The sequence below is a fragment of the Sphingomonas sp. LT1P40 genome, assembly GCF_036663835.1.
Classification (GTDB): Bacteria; Pseudomonadota; Alphaproteobacteria; order Sphingomonadales; family Sphingomonadaceae; genus Sphingomonas.
Map to the genome: position 1 here is coordinate 102,881 of NZ_JAXOJT010000002.1, position 18,990 is coordinate 121,870.

Consider the following 18,990-nt stretch of genomic DNA (forward strand, 5'->3'; position numbering starts at 1 on the left):
CGGGCCGGTCGCGGACGGACTAGAGCCGGAAGCGCGCGCCGAGGAAGTAGCGCGGCCCGTAATAATGATATTGGCGGCTGCTGCCGACCACCGGCATGTCGGTCACCTTTGGCGCATCCAGGATGTTGGTCGCCTCGAATCGCAGCGAGATGTTGCGGTTGACGTCGTATGACGCACGCATGTCGAACGTCTCGTTGCCACGCACATAACGCAGCTGCGAATTGCCGCCGACGAAATCCTGATAATATTGCGAGCGGTAGTTATAGATGCCCTGGATCGAGAAGCCGCCCAGCTGATAATAAAGCTGTGCCGAGACGACGTGCTTCGAAAAACCCGACATGCCGGCGGGCGGGATGATCCCCTCCGTCGTCGTATCGGTTACCGGATCGTAGAGGTCGCCGAGCAGAATGTCCTCATTCTCGAAATTGGTGTCGGCGTAGTTATAGCTGAGCTTGCCGCCGAATCCGTCGAGCGGCCTGGGCAGCCACGAGAAGCGGTTGGCGAGCGTGATTTCGACGCCCCACAACTGACTCTTCGTGTCGCTATTAGCGGTCTGGATCACCGGGACGCTGACATCGCGCCCGCCGATCGAGAAATTCTCGTTGGTCACGAACGGGATGAAGCCGCCGCTGAACTCCTTGAAGTACAGCGTCGCCGAAAACAGTGAATCCCGGTTGGGATAATATTCCAGCGCGAGGTCGCCGTTCCACGACATCAGCGGCTTCAGATTCGGGCTGCCATTGGCGCGGATTTCGTTGATCGAATCCTCGATCGTCGTCCCGCTGGTGTCGAGCAAAAAGGTGCGACCCGCACCCAGCGCGCTTGGCGCGGGACGCGACATTGCGCGATAGGCGGCGGCGCGCAGCAACAGGCGATTTGGCTCCAGCTCGAAGATCGCGTTCAGGCTGGGCAGAAAGCGGGTATTCTCGCTGTCGATCGTCACGCTGTCGAACGTGCCGGGGGTCGGCGTCAGCGAGATCGAGCCATCGGGATTGTTGACGACGGTGAACGCGCTGCGCAACCCGATCGAGCGCACCTTCGTATTCACCGCGCGCACGCCGAAATTGCCGCGCACCGGCATGCTGCCCAGATCGCTGCCATATTCGGCCATCACGTAACCGGCCAGCACCCGTTCGGTGACATCGCGGTTCGCAGGCGAGCGGAGTTCGGCGGGACGACCGGGATCTTCCGAACCGGTATATTCGCGGATGAGGCAAAGCGGATCGAACGTCGCCCAGCTGGTGATGTTGTTGCCGGGGGCATGATCGAGGAAATCGGTCTGCGGGAATTGCGTCCGGCACAGCTGGTTGATGCGCGCATCCTCACGGCCCGCGGGCGGCGCGGTCGGGTTGAGGTTAAGCTCGTTACGCGCATCAAAATCGCGATAGGTCTGTTCGGACCAGCGCCCGCCGATAGCGATGTTCTTCAGGAAACCGTCGAGCTTGTAATCGGCATCCAGCCGCACCCCCATAATCTCGTTTCGGCGCTCGCTCTCGTCACGCCGCACGCGCGCATCGTCCCAGAACAATGCGTGGTTGTTCGGGTCGAATCGCGGATCGAAGGTGACGGTCGGCGCAAAATTCCCCGGCAGAATTTCATAGGTATAGGGGATGCGCATATTGTTGATCGCGGTGCGCACGCCGTTCATGTCGAGCGGGTCGGTGCGCAGGCGAACCTGGCGCTCGATCTCGGTGCGGATCGTGCGCGAATAGGAGCCGTCGAGGCTGAGCGTCAGCCGCTCGCTCGCGTCCCAGCGCAGATTGGCGCCACCGCCCAGATATTCCTCCGAACGGGCGAGATTGACTGCGGTCGATTCGACCGAGCTGATCCCGTTCATCCGCGTGATGATGTGGTTTTCATCATATTGAACGTTGGTCAGCCCGTACCGCAGCTCCGACAAATTGAGGTCGCGGCGATTCTCGACAAAGGTGCGATCCGAATATTGCGCGTCGATGTTCAGCTCGACCCGGTCCGAAAAGCGCCATTGCAGCGCACCGAACACCGCGTCGCGGCGATCGGTCTCACTGATCTGACGATAGGTCAGCGAATTTGGGACGAGGTAGAATGGCGTGCCGGCATTGCCCTGTTGTCGGGTGATCGCCTGACAATTATTGTTGGCGACGATGATTGTCGCGTTGCACGCAGTCCAGGTGGTGCTGGCGGCGACGGTTTCCTCGGGATTGCTGACGTCGTTGCGCTGGGCGCCGATGGCGATGCCGACTTCGCCCAGCCCGCCCAGATCATATTGATCGACATAGCTGATCGTGCCGCGCAGCCCCCAGGCCGACGATCCGATGATCTTGTCCTGATAGGGGCTGTAATTGGTCTTGATCTCGCCCTGAATGCGGGTCTTGCCGAAATCGAGCGGGCGCAGCGTGCCAATGTCGATCGATCCCGCAACGCCGCCCTCGACCAGATCGGCCTGCTGCGTCTTGTAGATCTTGATGTTGTTGACCAGCTCCGACGGGAACTGGTTGAAATTGACCGAGCGGTCGCCCGAGCCATTGGTGGCTTCGCGCCCGTTGAAGGTCGAGTTGCTCAGGAACGGACCAAGGCCACGCAGCGCGATTTCGGAGGCGCCGCCCTTTTCGCGGTGTGTGGTCGCACCTGTGATCGTCTGGATCGCCTCGCCCACCGACAATGCGGGCAGGTCGCCGATCTCGTCGGTCGATAGCGCATCGACGATCGCGGTCTCGCGCTTCTTGACATCGATCGAGGTGCGCAGCGTCTCGCGGATACCGCTGACGACGATTTCCTCCTCGTCCGCCGGGGCGGCTTCGGGCGCGGCGTCCTGCGCCATCGCCTGCGTCGCAACGAACAGCGCCGCGCTGCCCAGCAACCATTTGCGGATCATACGCGCCGATCCAACGACACCAGCCGACTTTGTCATTCGCCCTCTCCCGAGTCCAATTCTTATGCGATCACCTTGCCGCTTGACCACAAGTTGTCAACCTAAGTCTTATGCCTTTATTAGATAATTGGTCCTACCAATTTGTCAGGGCACAAGCTGGGCTGCCAGTGGCGGCACGGCGCGGGCGAGATCTTCGGCGACCAGTTTGGCGAACACGGTCGCGCCGGTGTCACCAACATGGGTGTAGTCGAACTTCAGCGTCTGCTGACCGCGCGGCCCACCGGGCTTGGTCGGTGCAGGCGGAAGCCGGGCCTCTTCGGCAGAGCGGGGTTTCAGCGTGGTGCCGGCCTTTGCCGCCGCCCGTTCCTCCGCCGTCGGCTCTGCCTGGGCGAGCGCCATCGACTCCTCCGCACCCAGCCGCTGCACCACCGCCGCGCTGCGCCGGTTGAGATCGACCAAAGGCACCTTCAGTTCGGTCGCGACCTTGCGCACTTCGTCCGACCATTCGGCCAGCGTGTTGTCGAGCTTGCCGTCCTTGAACTGGCGGCGGGTGAGCGGGGTCACCAGCACCGGGACGGCACCCGCCGCACGCACATCCTCGACCATCTTGCGCAAATTCGCCGGGAATTCGGTGGTGCGGTCGGTCCAGCGTTCGGGATTGCTCGACTGGTCGTTATGCCCGAACTGGATCAGCACATAACTGGCCTTGTACCCCGGCACTTTCGCCTCGGCGAGCGCGATCGCCCATGACCTTTCCTGAACGTAGCTGCGCGTCGATCGCCCGCCACGCCCCAGATTGAGGCAGGCGACCGACGATTTCACATGCCGCGCGCAGAACATCGATGCCCAGCCGCTGGCCACCGCCATCGTCGAATCGCCGACCAGCACGATCTTGTAAGGCTCGATCGGCGGTACGTCGGTGCGCTCGCGCGCCGTCTGCGCCAGAGCGGCGGGTGCCAGCACGAGCGCGGCGGCGGCGAGCGCAAGGCGGCTCATGAGAAAGCCAGCCCGCCATTGATGTCGACATTGGTGCCGGTCAGGAACGACGCATCGCCCGAGGCGAGGAATGCCACCGCCGCTGCGACCTCGTCCGGATGCCCTTCGCGGCGCAACGGCGTGTTGCCGGCCACGGCGGCGCGCCCCTCGGGCTTCGAGAAGATGTCGTGGAACGACGTGCCGATCAGGCCGGGGTTCAGCGCGTTGACGCGGATGCCCTGCGGCCCCAGTTCCTTTGCCCAGCTACGCGTCAGCGTCATCAGCGCGCCCTTTGACGCGGCATAGATGCTGGCACCCGGCCCGCCGCCGTCGCGCCCGGCCTGTGACGCGATGTTCACGATAGCGGCACCCTTGGCGAGATGCGGCAGCGCTGCCTTCGTCACCAGAAACGCGGACTTCAGGTTCAGGTCCATGACCGTGTCGAAGAACGCTTCGTCCATCTCCGCCAGCGTTTTGCGGGCGACCATCCCGCCCGCGCAGTTTACCAGCACGTCGATCTGCCCGACCGCCGCCGCCGCTTCGATCAGCCCGGCGACCTCGGCCGCCTGCGTCACATCCGCGCGGTACAGCAGCGCGGTGCCGCCCGCGCCCTCGATCTCCGCCAGTGTGGCCTGAGCCGCTGCCTCGTCGCTGCGATAATTGATGACGACCTTCGCCCCCTCGGCGGCGAGGCGCACCGAGATCGAACGCCCGATGTCACGTCCGCCGCCGGTGACGATGGCGACCTTGTCCTTGAAACGCATGAAAGCCCCTTAATTCTGTTTGGGTTGAACGGGCTCGATCCGGCCACCCAGCCAGATCGATATGAGCGAGAGCGGCACCAGCGCGGCACCCAGAATGAAGATCGGCGCGAAGCTCACCGCGGTCATCGACGGCACCAGCCAGGTGGTGATGAGCGTCCCCGCCACCGCAGCCGTGCCGCTGATCCCGGCAAGCGATCCGACCGCGCCGCCGCCGAACCAGTCGCTGGGCAAGGTCTGGATATTGTTGATCGCCACCTGAAAGCCGAACAGGATCGCCGCGATCAGCAGCACCGCATAGAGCGGGGTCGCGGCGGTCGCGGTGAGCAGCAAGGCGGGCAGCATGATGACGCAACCGATCGTGATCGCGGTCTTGCGTGCCTTGTCGGTGCTCCAGCCACGCTTGATGAGCGCGCCCGACAGCCACCCGCCCGACAGCGATCCGGCCATCGCGCCGACGAACGGCACCCATGCGAACATGCCGATCTGCTTGACGTCGAAGCCGAAGCTTTCGTTGAGGTAGATCGGCAGCCACGACACAAACAGCCACCAGATCGGGTCGAGAAAGAAGCGCCCGGCGAGCAGTGCCCAGCTCTGACGATGGCGCAGCAACTGACCCATCGTCGGCGCATAACCATCCGGCTTGGCGTTGGCATCGACGCGCTCGTTCGCGCCCGCGATATGCGCGCGCTCGGCCTTGCTCAGCCATGGATGCGCGTCGGGATCGGATTTATAGACCCACAGCCACGGCAACAGCCACAGGAACCCCAACACGCCGATAATGGCGAAGGTCATGCGCCAGCCGACAAAGCCGAACAGGATGGCGATCAGCGGCGCCGAAACGATCGCGCCCATCGACGCGCCCGCGTTGAAGATACCCTGAGCGAAGGCACGCTCGGAACGGGGAAACCAGGTCGCATTGGCTTTCGCAGCGCCGGGCCAGTTGCCTGCTTCGCTGACGCCCAGCAACCCGCGCAGCGCGCCCAGCACCAGCATCGACCGTACCAGCGAATGCGCGGCGATCGACAGCGACCAGACCACGATCGAGATGGCGAACCCCATGCGGGTGCCGACCACGTCGAAGATCTTGCCGAACAGCGACTGGCCGATCGCGTAGAAGACCATGAAGATGGTCACCAGCAGCGCATAGTCTTCCTTGGTCGCGCCGATGTCCTTGGCGACTTCGGGCCACATCACCGCCAGCGCGTTGCGGTCGATATAATTGATCACGGTGGCGAGCGCGATCAGCGCGATGATCCACCAGCGGAAACCCGATTTCATTTACCTGCTCCTGAACCGGCGTCGAAGCGGCCGACGGCTCCGCGCCATTCGAGCTTGCGCCCGTTCACGGTGACGCTGTGCGCCTTGTCCGCTGTCGTGTCCGCCGCGATGGCAATGACGATCTGTCGCCCGCCGGTCAGCGCGATCGTGGCAATCCGCGCGCCGCCAGCTTCGGCCATCGTCAGGCCGGTTACGGCGCTGCGACTGTTGGTGGTCGTCTCGCTCGATGCGTCATAGCGGCCATGCGGCTCGATCAGGCTCAGGAAGGCGGCGTCGCCCGCGCCGGTCAGTCGCTGAATCATCACCGGTTCGCGGCGCAAATTGAAGCGCGGATCATTGGCACCGCTTTCGGCCAGAATCACCTGTGCTCCGGCCGCCGCCATGCGATAGGTGTAGAAGCGCCCGTCATTGATCCACGTCACCCGCCCCTGCCCGTTTACGAGTGGCGCGGTCGCATCGACCCATAGGTGCTGATAACCATTGGCCTTGCCCAACACCGGACGCGTGGTGACGTTCGGAGCCAGCTTCAGATCGGTGTCGATGATGTGCCCGCCAAAGTGCAGCGGCAGATCATAAGTCGCCTTGGCCCCGCCCTTCACGGTCAGCAGGTCGAGCACGAGCGGCGACGCCTTCGTCCCCATATCGATCTGCACCAGCGCACGGCGAAACACGACGCCCGGATAGGCCCCCGCCATCTCACCGATCGAATATCGGGCCGGTCCTTCGCCCTGAAACGCCAACTGGACCGGCGCGGCTTTTTCGGCCGGCGCGAGTTTCGTGTCGAAATGACTGGTCTCGTTCACGACCAGCGTGTTGTGCGCGACCGTCTGCTGCGCCCAGCTGTCATTCTCGGGCAGATAGCGCCCGCCGTCCTTCGCTTCGATATTCAGGAAACGCGCCGCGCCGTAGTCGGTGACGATCGCGTTGCCATTATCGTAGAGCAGCCAGTTGAGCTTGTCGAAATGGCCATGGCCCATGCCCTGGGCGGTGTTCTTGGCGACCACCACCTGGGCCTTGTCCTGCGGTCCCGAGCGCAGAATGGCGAGCGCACCGTCCCTGCCGTCCGGCCCGTCGCGCAACAGCGTCGAGGCGAAGGCGAACGGCTTCGCCTTGCCCGCTGCGAGGTCGCGCGCGACCGCGAAACCCTGTGGCGAGAGCGCGACCTGACCCTGCCATTCGGCGATGGCGAGTAGGCCCGTATCGCCACTCGCCGCATAGCCAATGGCGACGCCCTGATAGAGCTCCTCGGTGCGCAACGTCTTGTCCGGCATCGCGTCATTGATCGGGAAGAATGCGCCGGCATAAGTGGTCTGGATCGCGGTGCGGATCGCCTTCAGCACGATGCCGTCACGGTACTCGAAGATCTTGCGGCTCGGCTCATTGTCCGCAATCGCCTGCGAGAACACGACGAAGGGCTGGAGCGCGTAACGCTGATAGTACGGCCCCTCGGCATAATAGCCGTCTGGCGAGAAGAGGAGGTCGAGCTGGCGCAGGAACCCGACCTTGCCGCTGCGGTCGCTGCCCTTTAGCGCCTGTTCGACCAGAATCTTGTCGCGCAGGACATATCCGGTCATGCCGACCCCGGCATTGGCCCAGGTCGAGTGATTGTGGATGCGGTCGAACGTCGTCGGCTCGCCGGTCAGGAACGCGGCCATGCGGCGAAAGACATCGTCGTCGATGGTCTTGCGCTCGGCGGGCGTCAGGTCGGCGCGGACTGCATCGTAACCCTGAATTGCGTGGACCAGCCACACGCTGTCGTTGAGCGATTGCCAGAATAGTCGCCCCGGCACCTGATTGGCGGCGGCGGGATGCTTGCCGAGCGTGGGGTAGAGCTTGGCATAGGCCAGCAGCATATCGCGGACATAGCTCGCGTAGCGCTTGTCGCTGGTCAGGCGATAGAGCGCGCCCGCGCTTTGGATCAGCTTGTAATTCGCCTTGTGCCGCTCATGCGTCGGCCCGCCGCCGCGATCCTTGGGCACCGGCGCGTCGATGCCTGCGCGGATGCCGGCATCGACCATGCGGCGTGCGGATGCGAGTTCGCGGGCAAATAGCGGCGCGCGCGCGCCTCCGCTCGCCATCGTGCGATAGGCATCGGCGCTGGCGAGAACCGGGGCGGCGTTCTGGGCAAAAGCCGAGGTTCCGAGGAGCAACGCGAGGGCGAGGGCGATATATTTCACGGGCGGCCCTCAACGGTGTTTCCGGCCAGCTCGACCACTGGCGACCCTTGTGGATACAGCTTGGCGATGCGCGGCTCCGGCGTCGCGGCAAAACGGTTGCCGGTTATCCGCGTGACTGGCGCGCCAACGCTGTGCGCCACCTCGATTCCCCCCGCGCGATCAAAGCGATTGTCGGCGATCGTCGTGCTCTGGACGCCCGACAAGCGCACCGCTGCGCGGCCCGCGACGCCGCCGGTGACGCGGTTGCCGGTCATGACAACCCACGGGCCGAACGTGCTTTCGTCGGTGCCAAGCCGCGCGACATCGGCAATCGTCCCGACATTGGCGAACTCGCTGTCGGCGATCTCGACCCGCTCGGCGCTGTAGAGGCCCTTGCTGCCGGTTTCGGCTGCAGCGGCAATCACGGTTCCGGAGATATTAGCAAAGCTCGCTCCCCGGATTGCGATGCGATCGGCAAAGGTCGCTGGCGTGGTGGCGATCACGTCGAAGCCGGGCGCGGTCAGGTTGCGCACCGCGACCTTGTCCAGCGTCACGGCATAGTTGGTGGTGCTGACGGCCAGCGGCGCACGGACCAGCGCGTTGCCCGCGATCGCCGGTGCCGCACTGCCCAACAGGCTGACGCCGCGAACGGTGAGGCTGCCGCCCGGAAGGAGCTGGAACAATGTCGGCGTGGCGGCCTCGATCACCGCGTCACGCGGCCCCGCGACGGTGAGTGCATGGGCAACCGGAATTGGCTGTGTCACACGGTGGGTGCCGGGGGCGACTTGCACGATGTCGCCAGCCGCCGCCGATGCCACTGCATCGGCCAGCGCACCCGCGCGTGCCAGGGCGTTGATCGTGCGTCCGGCAGTCGGAGCGGGGGCATCCATGGGATACCAGGCGGGACCGGCTTCGTCGCGCTTCAGCGGCTTCAAGTCGCGCGGCGCGCCGACATTCAGTGCAGGATCGGCGGGGTAGAGCAGGCCATTTGCAGCGCGAACCAGCTTAACCGGTGCTTGCGTAAACCCGCGCGCTACATCGGCGGCGACCGGCGCGGTCTGCACGTTGCCGGCCATCGCAAGGCCCGCAATATCGCCCTCGGCGCGCACGATGCCCCTGCCCGATCCGTTGACGATCAGATTGGCGTCGAACCGGCTGTCCACTGGCGACGCACTGCGTTCGGCATCCGCGCCCGCACCGAACGTGATCCGCGCCGCTTCGACGATCGTGTTGCGCTCGATCACCGTGCCACTAACCTGATGATAGCGGTTCACCTTCGAGTTCGGCACGCCGTTCATCACCGCGACCGCACTCAGGAACGACGTCCCGGTGACACCCTCCAGATAATTGTGGCGCACGATCTGGTCGCGGTTGATGACGCGGATGCCGCCGGTGCTGGGCTTGCCACGCCCCATGAAGATGTTGCGCTCGACCCGATTGCCGTTGCCGTGGCGCAGGACCAGCGAGCCCTGTGACTCCACGAACATATTCTCACGGACGATGTTGCCGCCCGATTTGACCGAGACGATCTCGACCTCGCCGTCGCATTTCTCGAACCAGTTGCGCTCGATGATGGTCTTGGAGTCGCTCAGCGATTCGTCGCTGGTGCCAATGCGGATGGTCTCGCCGCCGTTCGAGCCAAGCGGGGGGCGGGGGCCGAAATAATTGTGATCGATGCGCGCGCGGTTCTCGCCTGGCTGACCCTTGGGCCGGATCACCGCGAGCGTGACGCCGCCATTGCCCTTGCCCGCGAACCAGCTGTGATCGACGCGGTTATCGGTGCCATAGATCGCAACCCAGATATCCTCGGCGCGGCGATCTGGGTTGGTGAAATTGTCGATCACGATCTGCGTCAGCCGCACGTTGCGCGACACGGTTTTCGAATCGCGGCGGAACGAAATCAGCTCCTTGGTCGGCGACCACCCGCCCCGGAACACCAGGCCCGACACGATCAGATGCTCGCCCCCGATGCGCAGGTTCGACTGGCCGGAAATGACGACCTTGCCCGGTGTCTGCGCGGCAAGCGTGATCGGCTTCGCTACGGTTCCCCGTGTGTGCAGCACGATCTGGAAATCGCGCCACTCGCCATCGGCCAGCAGGATGCGATCGCCGGGCGCGGCTTTCTTGACGGCGGCGGCATAGCCGGCCTGATCGCGGACCAGATGATCGGCGGCCAAGGCAGGCATGGGGATCGCCAAAAAGGCGACAGCCATCATTCCCAGCCCACGCATCCGCCACTCCCACAATTATCGTTCTACCCATTGGACTAATCAATTGGCATGAATGATTCAAGTGGTGATTATACCAGTCAGCGAAACTGGTATGATCCATGGTGTAGCGTCAGCGTGCCAACCGCACCAGATGGCTGCCGCCCGCCTGCTCGAACACCCAGCGCTGGCCGGTGAAACGCTGAATGATGTCGGCAGCGGTACGGGCATGCTGGCTAGGCTTGACGGTGGTAAAGCTGCCGCCGCCCGCCCCGCCATTGCTCAGCGCGAACGGCAGCAGCAGCTGATCCGCCAGATACGGCCCGGCAAACGCATCGCTGGCGAGGAACCCCGCCATGCGCTGCCCCGCCTGTTTCGCCAACGACTGGGCCGACACGCCCAGCCGCCCGAAACCCGTGACGATCTCGGTCGCATGCTCGAACTGCGCCTCCAGCAACAGCGCATTGCCGGGTCCGCATTCGGCGGGCAGCTCGCGGATGGCGAAAGCGCGCTCGGGCCAGTCGAACAGCTTTCGCACCGTTTCGATCTCGCGCTCGGCAATATCCAACTGAAGGCCCGCGATCAACGCAGTCGCCGACACGTCGGTCAGCGACCCGCGATCAACGCAGTCGACCGGCGTCAGTTCACCCGGCACGATATCGACCTCGATCCGCCCGCCGCCGCGCGGATAGAAGCCGTGGCGGATCAGCCGCATCTCGACCTGCGCACCCATGCGGCGCAGCACCGGCACGAACGCACGCGCGATGAAGTCGAACGGCGGCGCCAGCATATTGTGCGTGCCACCCTCCAGCACCAGCCGCGACGGTCCATCCGCCAGCAACAGCGGCATCAATACGGTTTGCAGCACCAGCCCCGTGCTTCCAGCCGTCCCGACCGCAAAGCGATACTCGCCCGGCGTCACCCGCCCCGGCGTGAAGGCGATCTCCGACGACCCGACCGCCACCCCCTCGGCATGTGCGCCACCGATCGCCAGCGCGGCCTCGATCGCGGTAACATGCTGACGCATCAGCCCCGGCTTTTCGCGCTTGCCGCGTACATTGGTGATGCGAAACGGCTGCCCGGTGACGAGCGACAGCGCGCACGCATTGCGCACGACCTGCCCCCCGCCTTCGCCCTCCGATCCGTCGATGATAATCACAATCGTTTCCCGTCATAATAATTGATGTCCGACATCCACCAGAACATCCAGCTTGCCGCTTTCTTGGCGGGCGATATCCCGAAATCTCCGTCACCAACTTCCACAGCGGCGACAGCCGCTGACAAAGCATGCGCCCGTCTTGCATCCGTAGTCAGGATCAGCGCGTCGCCGTCAGGCTCAATGTGCAAATTCTCAAAGGTCGGAAAATACTCAATCCGTACTTTCTCAAAGTGGCCGTGAGCTTTCTGACCATAATTGGGCACATTGAGTATCGTGTCGGTCACTGCGTTCAGCTTCAAGGTGCGATAGCAAGGCTCTCCGCCCCGCATTCGATCAAGCAGATTTCGGATTGAGCGACACCCAACAGGGTCGGCGCTGAATTGCCAGCCATGCTTCGGGTTAGCGTAGCGCCAAAGGTAAAGACGGCCCTCCTGACGCCATTCATTGACTCCATGCATCATGGTGTTTTCCGGAATGGGACGGTGCGCGCCAAGGGTCACCCCTTGACGCACACTACCTGCTTCAGCGTGTGGACGATCTCGACCAGATCGGCCTGCGCGGCCATCACTGCCTCGATCGGCTTGTACGCGCGCGGCGTCTCGTCGATCACGCTCGCGTCCTTGCGGCACTCGACGCCCGCCGTGTCGGCGATGTGTTCGTCGAGCGTCACCAGCTTCTTGGCGGCAGTGCGCGACATCACGCGCCCCGCACCGTGCGAGCAGCTGTCGAACGATTCCGGGTTGCCTAACCCGCGCACGATGAAGCTCTTCGCGCCCATCGAACCCGGGATGATCCCCATCACGCCCTTGGCCGCGCGCACCGCGCCCTTGCGCGTCACCAGCACATTCTCACCGAAGTGATTCTCGCGCTGGACGTAATTGTGGTGGCAGTTCACCGCCTCCAGTTCCGCGTCGAACGGCTTGGCGATCTGGCCCCGCAGCGCGCGGATGACGTTGGTCATCATCATGCGGCGGTTGAGCGCGGCGAAATCCTGAGCCCAGCCGACCGCCTCGACATAGTCGTCGAAATGGTCGGTCCCTTCCGGGAAGTACGCCAGATCCTGATCGGGCAAATTGATGTGCCACTTGCGCATGTCCTGCTTGGCCAGTTCGATGAAGAACGTGCCGATCGCATTGCCCACGCCGCGCGACCCCGAATGCAGCATCACCCACACGCGCTGGTCCTGATCCAGGCACAGCTCGATAAAGTGGTTGCCGGTCCCCAGCGTGCCGAGATGCACGAGGTTGTTCGTGTTCTTCATCCGCGGATGCTTGTCGCACAGCCGGTCGAAGCGCTGGACGAGCGTCGCCCATGCCTCGACGATCGCCGGGGGCGGATCGCCCCACGAACCGGTGTCGCGCTTGTTGCGGTTCATCGATCGCCCGTGTGGCACCGCCCGCTCGATCGCCGAGCGAATGCCCTCTAGATTGTCGGGCAGATCGCTTGCCACCAGCGAGGTGCGCGCGGCCATCATGCCGCATCCGATATCCACGCCCACCGCCGCTGGAATCACCGCGCCCTTGGTCGGGATCACCGAGCCGACGGTGGCGCCGATGCCGATATGCACGTCGGGCATCACCGCCACATGCTTGAACACGAACGGCATCTGCGCCGCACGGGCGAGCTGGGCGCGTGCGCCATCCTCGACCGGTACGCCGCGCGTCCACATCTTGATCGGCACGCCGCCTTCGACATGCTGGTAGTCGTAATTCACTTCGGTCATCACGACCTCCTCTTCGCTATTCGTATCAGTGCAACCTCGGCACGGCGACGATGGAGTGACGGGACGTTTTCCGGCGTATGCGGCCGGCGAGGGAGTCGAACCCTCCATTACCCGTGTAGTCCCGTTGGCATTCGCCGCGCTTCGGTCAGTATCTGGCGACGAGCGGTGGCGAGACATTTTACTGAGCTACGCGGTTTCCCGCGGGTGGAGTCGAACCGCCGACCTCCTGCCTTTCGGCAGGTGCTCTCTCCTGTAGTCCCGCCGGCATTCGCCAGCATTGAGTTTGGTCATGGCGACCAGTATTTTGACGGACATTCCCGCTCTAACCGCTGAGCTACGGGTCCGAAAACCCGGCGGGAGTCGAACCCGCGACCTGGTGATTAGCAATCAATGTAGTCCGTCAGGCATTCGCCATGATGTTGTTGGCCACGGCGACAAGATGTTGGAGGACATGCTCTACCACTGAGCTACCCGCTTGCGCGGAGCGGGACTCGAACCCGCGACACCATGTAGTCCTACCGGCATTCGCCGTGATATTCTCGCGGGTCGTGGCGACAAGGTTTCGGTGAGACATTCACCGACGCGGGCACAACCCGCAGCTTCGGTCCCTGGATGTAGTCCCACCAGCATTCGCCACGACCCTTGTTCTTCATATCTCCACTTGCTTGACGACCTCGACCCAATCGCGCGTCTCGCCGGTGGCAAAGCGTGCGACGGTGTCGAACACCGCGTCGGAGAAACCCCCGACATTCAGGATGTCGGCACGCCCCTTGGCCTGCGTCGTCCCGTAGGGCTGAATGTCGATGCAGACGAGCTTCGCATCCGGATTCCGGCGCTTTAGCTTGTCCCATTCGCGCATCGTCGCCGTCGCGCCGTAGCGAGTGGCATCGACCCAGGACTCATTGTCCGAAACGATGACCACCAGATCGACCTTCGCGCGCTCCGCATTCAGCATCGCCAGCGGTGCCGAGACATTCGTCCCGCCCCCGCCGACACCCGCCAGCTTCGCCGCATTCACGGCGACACGGGCGTTGGCATCCAGCTTCATCCGCACGACGTCCTGCTCGAATGGCAGCACGCGGGCATCGCGGTTGGTGCGCAGCATCGCGGCTGCGACCAGTGCCGCGACATCGATGCACCGCACCTTCGACGAGGCACCCTTGCGGTACCCGGTCGCGGGCGAAGTCATCGACCCCGACACGTCGGGGCACACGACCACCCGGCCCGGCACCGTTGGTACGTTCCGGAGCGAGAACTCCAGCGCGTCCTCTAACGCCTCCTTCACCGCCAGCGGCACACCCTCGCCAGCCTGACCCAATGCCACCATCAACTGATAGGGCATCGGGCCGACCTTCGCGATCGCGTCACGATCCGTCAGCCGCGCGGCAACCGCCTGCGTCACCCCCTCCACCGCAAACGCGCCATTGCGCGCCAGCGTGTTGAGGTTCATGCGCAGCGCCTGCCACCCGATCCGCATCGCCAGCTCAGCCCAATTCTCCGCCGAAAGCGGGAATGCGGTGAACCACTCGAACGGCACCGGCGGCAGCGGCAGCGAATTGTCCGCCTTCCACGCCTCGAACGCGGCGATCTCGACTGGCAGCGCGGCAACGTCATAAGGACGCCCGATCAGCCAGCCATAAAACGCCTTGCGCGACGCATCCGCCGGACGCGGGTGAACCATGCGCACGATGTCCGCCAACGACGGATCCTTGCCCGTCGCCGCCGCCATCAACTGAGGCATCGAGGCCTGCTCCAGCCAAAGCTGGACCAGTCGCTTCGGCCGCGAGCCGAGCGAGGTGCGCCCGACCTGCCCCGAACGCATGATCTGCACAAAGTTGCGCAGCATCCGTCCATTGTCGATCACCCGTCCAAAGACCGGAACCGCCAGATCGGGATCGACGACCGTCAGATACGCCGCCAGCAATGCCGGCATGTCCTTCATCGCACCGGATGTGCGGGCGTAGATCGCCGCCTGCGCCACGAAATACGGATCGACCGCCTTCGCGGCCTCCAGCACATTGGCCAGTTGCGTCTCCGCCGCGCCATAAAATGTGTCCGCCAGCGTGCCGGTCGCGGCCAGCTGCGCCAGCTTCGCCTCCGGCCCATAGCCATAGGCCGGAGCGCCTTCGCGATTCACGCTGTCCGTGCGCGGCAGCAGCTTTGCGATCGCCGAGGCGAAAAGTCCCTTATTGGCCATGATCTTCCCTTTCTCATTCGGGGTGGCACCGGTGGCTGGAATCGAACCAGCAGGTGGTGGATTTGGAATCCAGACCGCGCCCATGCGCTCACCGATATGCAACCACGACAATTCACTGCGGGTTCGGGGGCGACCGGCCCATTCCGGCCGCCCCTGCTCCGCCTGTCGGACAGTGGTTCGACCGCACCGCCTGACATCCAACCCTATCGCAGGAGGCGTGCCAATTTGAGGGGATAGGCAATGATATTCTTTTATATCATTGTTTTAATGTGATTTTATACACAATCGCATTGCACAGCGGTAGGCAACAAGAATACAGAGGCACAATTTTACTATCGTCATAGATCGCTTCTTATCCTATGATCTAACCATGAAACCACTAACCGTCATCGGGTTCCTTGGCTCCACGCTCGACGCCAGCAAGTTCGGACCGTCACGCTGGAACAAGTGGCGGCCCTCGGTCGCGCTAACGATGCATGAGGATTTGCGCGTCGATCGCTTCGTGCTGCTCCACGGCACCCCGCATGCCCGGCTCGCCGACTCGATCGCGGCGGACATCATGTCGGTGTCGCCCGAAACGACCGTCGAACTGCGCCTGCTCGACTTCGCCGATCCGTGGGATTTCGAGGAGGTTTACGGCAAGCTGCTGGACTTCGCCCGCGCCGAGCCGTTCGATCCGGAGGTCGAAGACTACCTCGTCCACATCACCACCGGCACGCATGTCGCGCAAATCTGCATGTTCCTGCTGACCGAGGCGCGCTATCTGCCCGGCCGCCTGCTCCAGACCCAGCCAGCCAAACGCGCTGACGATGGCGGCGCGCCGGGGCGCTGGACCACGATCGACCTCGATCTCTCGCGCTATGACAGCATCGCCACGCGCTTCGCCGTCGCCAGTGCGGAAAGCACCTCGTTCCTGAAATCGGGCATCGACACGCATAACGCCGCGTTCAACCGCATGATCGACGAGATCGAACAGGTCGCGCTGCGTTCGAAAGCACCCATCCTGCTGATGGGGCCGACCGGCGCGGGCAAGAGCCTGCTCGCGCGCCGCATTTATGAACTCAAACGCCTGAAGCACCAGATCGCTGGGCCGTTCGTCGAGGTGAATTGCGCGACGCTGAAAGGCGACAGCGCGATGTCGGCGCTGTTCGGCCACCGCAAGGGGGCGTTCACCGGTGCCGCCGCCGACCGGCCCGGGCTGCTGCGTGCCGCCGACAAGGGCATGTTGTTCCTCGACGAGATCGGTGAGCTTGGGCTGGACGAACAGGCGATGATCCTGCGCGCGATCGAGGACAAGCGCTTCCTGCCTGTTGGGTCGGACAAGGAAGCGGCGTCCGATTTCCAGCTGATCGCCGGCACCAACCGCGATCTGGGTGAAGCGGTCGCGGCGGGGCGGTTTCGCGACGACCTTTACGCGCGGCTGAACCTGTGGACCTTCACCTTGCCGGGATTGGCGGAGCGGCGTGAGGATATCGAACCTAATCTGGACTATGAACTCGACCGCTTTGCCGAGCGCGAGGGCGACCGTGCGAGCTTCAACAAGGAAGCCCGCCAGCGCTACCTCGCCTTCGCCACCGCGCCCGACGCGCGCTGGCCCGGCAATTTCCGCGACCTCGCCGCCAGCGTCACGCGCATGGCCACGCTCAGCCCGAAAGGCCGCATCGACCTGGAATGCGTCGAGGCGGAAATCGTGAGACTGAAACGATTATGGTCGGGACAGGTCGACGACGGCGCAGGCGTGCTGGCCGAAATGCTGAGTGAGGTGGCACTCGCCGACATCGACCCGTTCGATCGCGTCCAGCTCGCCGAGACGATCCGCGTGTGCCGCGCCAGCCGCTCGCTCTCCGAAGCGGGCCGCACGCTCTTCGCTGCCTCCCGCACCCGTCGCAGCACCGCTAACGATGCCGACCGGCTGCGCAAATATCTCGCGCGGTTCGGCTTGGACTGGAACGGTGTCGCAGCCCGCTAGGTGCCGCAGGTCACCGACGGCGTGTCGGACCGGCCAATCCGCACATCCGACAGCGTCAGCGTCAACGCGTCTGCCGTCGCCAGCCTGAAGGGGCGTTCGACCGATTTCAGATCGAATCCGCCCGATCCGAAACGGCGCAGCGGAATACTGATCGGCTGCCATGCTCCGAACGCGTCGGCGGCGTTGATCTCGGCATTCGTCCACATCGGCCGGCCCGACAGAAAGACCGCGACGACCGGCGGCGAGCGTCCGCAGGAACGCGTTGCGCGCGGGCGAATCGGGTGTCTCGTTGGCAATGCTCCAGATCGCGATCGAGGCGCGGTTGCGGTCGCGCACGATATTCTCCGCGAGCATCCGGCGCACGGCCGGCAGCGGGCAGCGGGCAGCGGGCAGCGGGCAGCGGGCAGCGGGCAGCGTCGCGGGATTGTCCCACGCGATCAGCCAGTAAACCGAAATCTCGCTCCACACCTGTCGCATTTGCATCGCGCCCGACTTTCCGCGCGGATGACTCGAAATTCCGGCTGCGTCGTACAGCTTTCGCTGATCGCGCCGCACAGGCCCGCGAAGCGCCTTCGCAGCATATTGCTCGATCCATCCGACCGTCTTCGCCAGCCCGCCGAACGGATAGAAATGGCGCCGCGCGGCACCATGGTCCTGCCTCAGGCCAGCGTGCGACATGCGCAAACATCGTGAACGCAAAGCTTCTAGCCTGGTCGAGCGGTTTGAGTCCGAATGGTGTCGATGAGCCAGCGCAGGCCCGGATCGTTGGCCCGGGTCACGTGATATTGCGCCATCTCGATCAGGGGCGGAATGGATACCGGCGGCGGTATGAGCGCAATGGCGAAATTGCGGGCCATCAATCGCGCCAGTCGCCCCTGCATCAGCGTAAGCCAATCGGTTTCCTGAAGCAGCCACGGCAACATCGCAAAATTAGGTGCAGTCACTGCAACGCGCCGCTGAACCCCGACCCGTTCCAGATAGGCATCCCCGAAGCTGGGCAGTCGCTCCTCACCGATCGCCACAACGACATGTTCATAGGCCAGCATATGTTCCAGCGTGACATCGGTGACCAATGCCGGATGGCCCGTACGGCCGACGAGCCAATATTCATCCTCCAGCAGGAAATCGGATGGCAACTCGGGCGTCAGATACGCTTGGAGCGTGATGAGCAAGTCGATACCGCCGCTGTCGAGCAATTCGATCCGCCGCTGGCTGGGAAGGAGCAGCTCGATGCGGACGCCGGGCGCGATGTGGGCCAGGCGAGTGATGATCGGGAACAGGACTGCCGTCGCGATATAGTCAGAAGCCATCACGCGAAACGTGCGGCTTGAACTCGCGGGGGCGAAATGACGGGACGTTGCGACCACCCCCTCCATCGTCGCCAGCGCCGCCTGAACCTGGGGCAGCAGGGTTTCCGCAAAGGATGTCGGGTACATGCGTTTGCTGTGCGCGATCAGAAGCTCGTCGCCAAAATAAATGCGTAGTCGGGCCAACGCATTGCTCATGGCGGGCTGACTCAAATTCACGCGCTCTGCAGCACGCGAAACGCTGCGCTCATTCATTAGCGCATCGAAGGCGACGAGCAGGTTGAGATCGAGACCCTTGAAACGCACCGTACTCTCCATTCACGCAATGAATGAAAATGGATCAAAACAATAACTTTTTCAATCGAAGGCGCGGTGGCTATCAGGATCGGATACCGCCGGCTGCG

At 63.9% G+C, this 18,990-nt stretch carries 13 protein-coding genes, 1 tRNA gene and 1 pseudogene; 2 read left to right on the plus strand and 13 right to left on the minus strand.

Annotated features, from left to right (window positions below):
• Window positions 1-19 precede the first annotated feature (19 nt).
• From U1702_RS11875 to U1702_RS11925, 11 genes are all read right to left on the minus strand, one after another.
• Entirely contained in the window at window positions 20-2,890 is a 2,871-nt protein-coding gene (locus tag U1702_RS11875) for a TonB-dependent receptor (protein ID WP_332724870.1), read from the minus strand.
• 105 nt (window positions 2,891-2,995) lie between these two features.
• Complete coding sequence (locus U1702_RS11880) at window positions 2,996-3,847, minus strand: rhamnogalacturonan acetylesterase (RefSeq protein ID WP_332724872.1); 852 nt, start codon at window positions 3,845-3,847, stop codon at window positions 2,996-2,998.
• A complete protein-coding gene (locus U1702_RS11885) occupies window positions 3,844-4,590 on the minus strand; it encodes an SDR family NAD(P)-dependent oxidoreductase (protein ID WP_332724874.1) in 747 nt (248 codons plus the stop codon). Before U1702_RS11885 ends, U1702_RS11880 begins: the two co-directional genes overlap by 4 nt.
• A gap of 9 nt (window positions 4,591-4,599) precedes the next feature.
• The gene (locus U1702_RS11890; RefSeq protein WP_332724876.1) at window positions 4,600-5,868 is read right to left on the minus strand and encodes an MFS transporter; all 1,269 of its coding nucleotides are present in this window, start codon (window positions 5,866-5,868) and stop codon (window positions 4,600-4,602) included.
• Window positions 5,865-8,045: an alginate lyase family protein gene (locus U1702_RS11895; protein WP_332724879.1), complete on the minus strand. Its 2,181-nt coding sequence runs from the start codon at window positions 8,043-8,045 to the stop codon at window positions 5,865-5,867. Before U1702_RS11895 ends, U1702_RS11890 begins: the two co-directional genes overlap by 4 nt.
• On the minus strand, window positions 8,042-10,255 hold the full coding sequence (locus U1702_RS11900) for a polysaccharide lyase 6 family protein (protein WP_332724881.1): 2,214 nt from the start codon (window positions 10,253-10,255) through the stop codon (window positions 8,042-8,044). Before U1702_RS11900 ends, U1702_RS11895 begins: the two co-directional genes overlap by 4 nt.
• A 109-nt stretch (window positions 10,256-10,364) precedes the next feature.
• Window positions 10,365-11,390 (minus strand): RNA 3'-terminal phosphate cyclase, encoded by a 1,026-nt coding sequence (gene rtcA, locus U1702_RS11905; RefSeq protein WP_332724883.1) that lies wholly within the window; start codon window positions 11,388-11,390, stop codon window positions 10,365-10,367.
• Complete coding sequence (locus U1702_RS11910; protein WP_332724885.1) at window positions 11,387-11,851, minus strand: hypothetical protein; 465 nt, start codon at window positions 11,849-11,851, stop codon at window positions 11,387-11,389. Before U1702_RS11910 ends, rtcA begins: the two co-directional genes overlap by 4 nt.
• Before the next feature lie 35 nt (window positions 11,852-11,886).
• Window positions 11,887-13,113 carry an RtcB family protein gene (locus tag U1702_RS11915; RefSeq protein ID WP_332724886.1) on the minus strand — a complete coding sequence of 409 codons (1,227 nt, stop codon included), beginning with the start codon at window positions 13,111-13,113 and terminating at the stop codon, window positions 11,887-11,889.
• Between the two features lie 649 nt (window positions 13,114-13,762).
• A complete protein-coding gene (locus tag U1702_RS11920) occupies window positions 13,763-15,310 on the minus strand; it encodes a vWA domain-containing protein (protein WP_332724888.1) in 1,548 nt (515 codons plus the stop codon).
• A 23-nt stretch (window positions 15,311-15,333) separates the two neighbouring features.
• Window positions 15,334-15,406: transfer RNA gene (locus U1702_RS11925), tRNA-Trp, on the minus strand.
• A gap of 274 nt (window positions 15,407-15,680) precedes the next feature.
• Between U1702_RS11925 and rtcR the strand changes: the two genes are divergently transcribed.
• Window positions 15,681-17,279 carry an RNA repair transcriptional activator RtcR gene (rtcR, locus tag U1702_RS11930; protein ID WP_332724890.1) on the plus strand — a complete coding sequence of 533 codons (1,599 nt, stop codon included), beginning with the start codon at window positions 15,681-15,683 and terminating at the stop codon, window positions 17,277-17,279.
• Here rtcR and U1702_RS11935 read toward each other — a convergent pair.
• A pseudogene (locus U1702_RS11935) lies at window positions 17,276-17,518 on the minus strand (putative glycoside hydrolase); the annotation flags it as partial. The gene rtcR and the pseudogene U1702_RS11935 sit on opposite strands and share 4 nt — an antisense overlap.
• Window positions 17,519-17,574: 56 nt before the next feature.
• On the opposite strand from U1702_RS11935, the gene U1702_RS11940 reads away from it, so the two are divergent.
• Window positions 17,575-17,727: a hypothetical protein gene (locus U1702_RS11940; protein ID WP_332724893.1), complete on the plus strand. Its 153-nt coding sequence runs from the start codon at window positions 17,575-17,577 to the stop codon at window positions 17,725-17,727.
• 256 nt (window positions 17,728-17,983) lie between these two features.
• Here U1702_RS11940 and U1702_RS11945 read toward each other — a convergent pair whose 3' ends face one another.
• Entirely contained in the window at window positions 17,984-18,892 is a 909-nt protein-coding gene (locus U1702_RS11945) for a LysR family transcriptional regulator (RefSeq protein WP_332724895.1), read from the minus strand.
• Window positions 18,893-18,990: the final 98 nt, after the last annotated feature.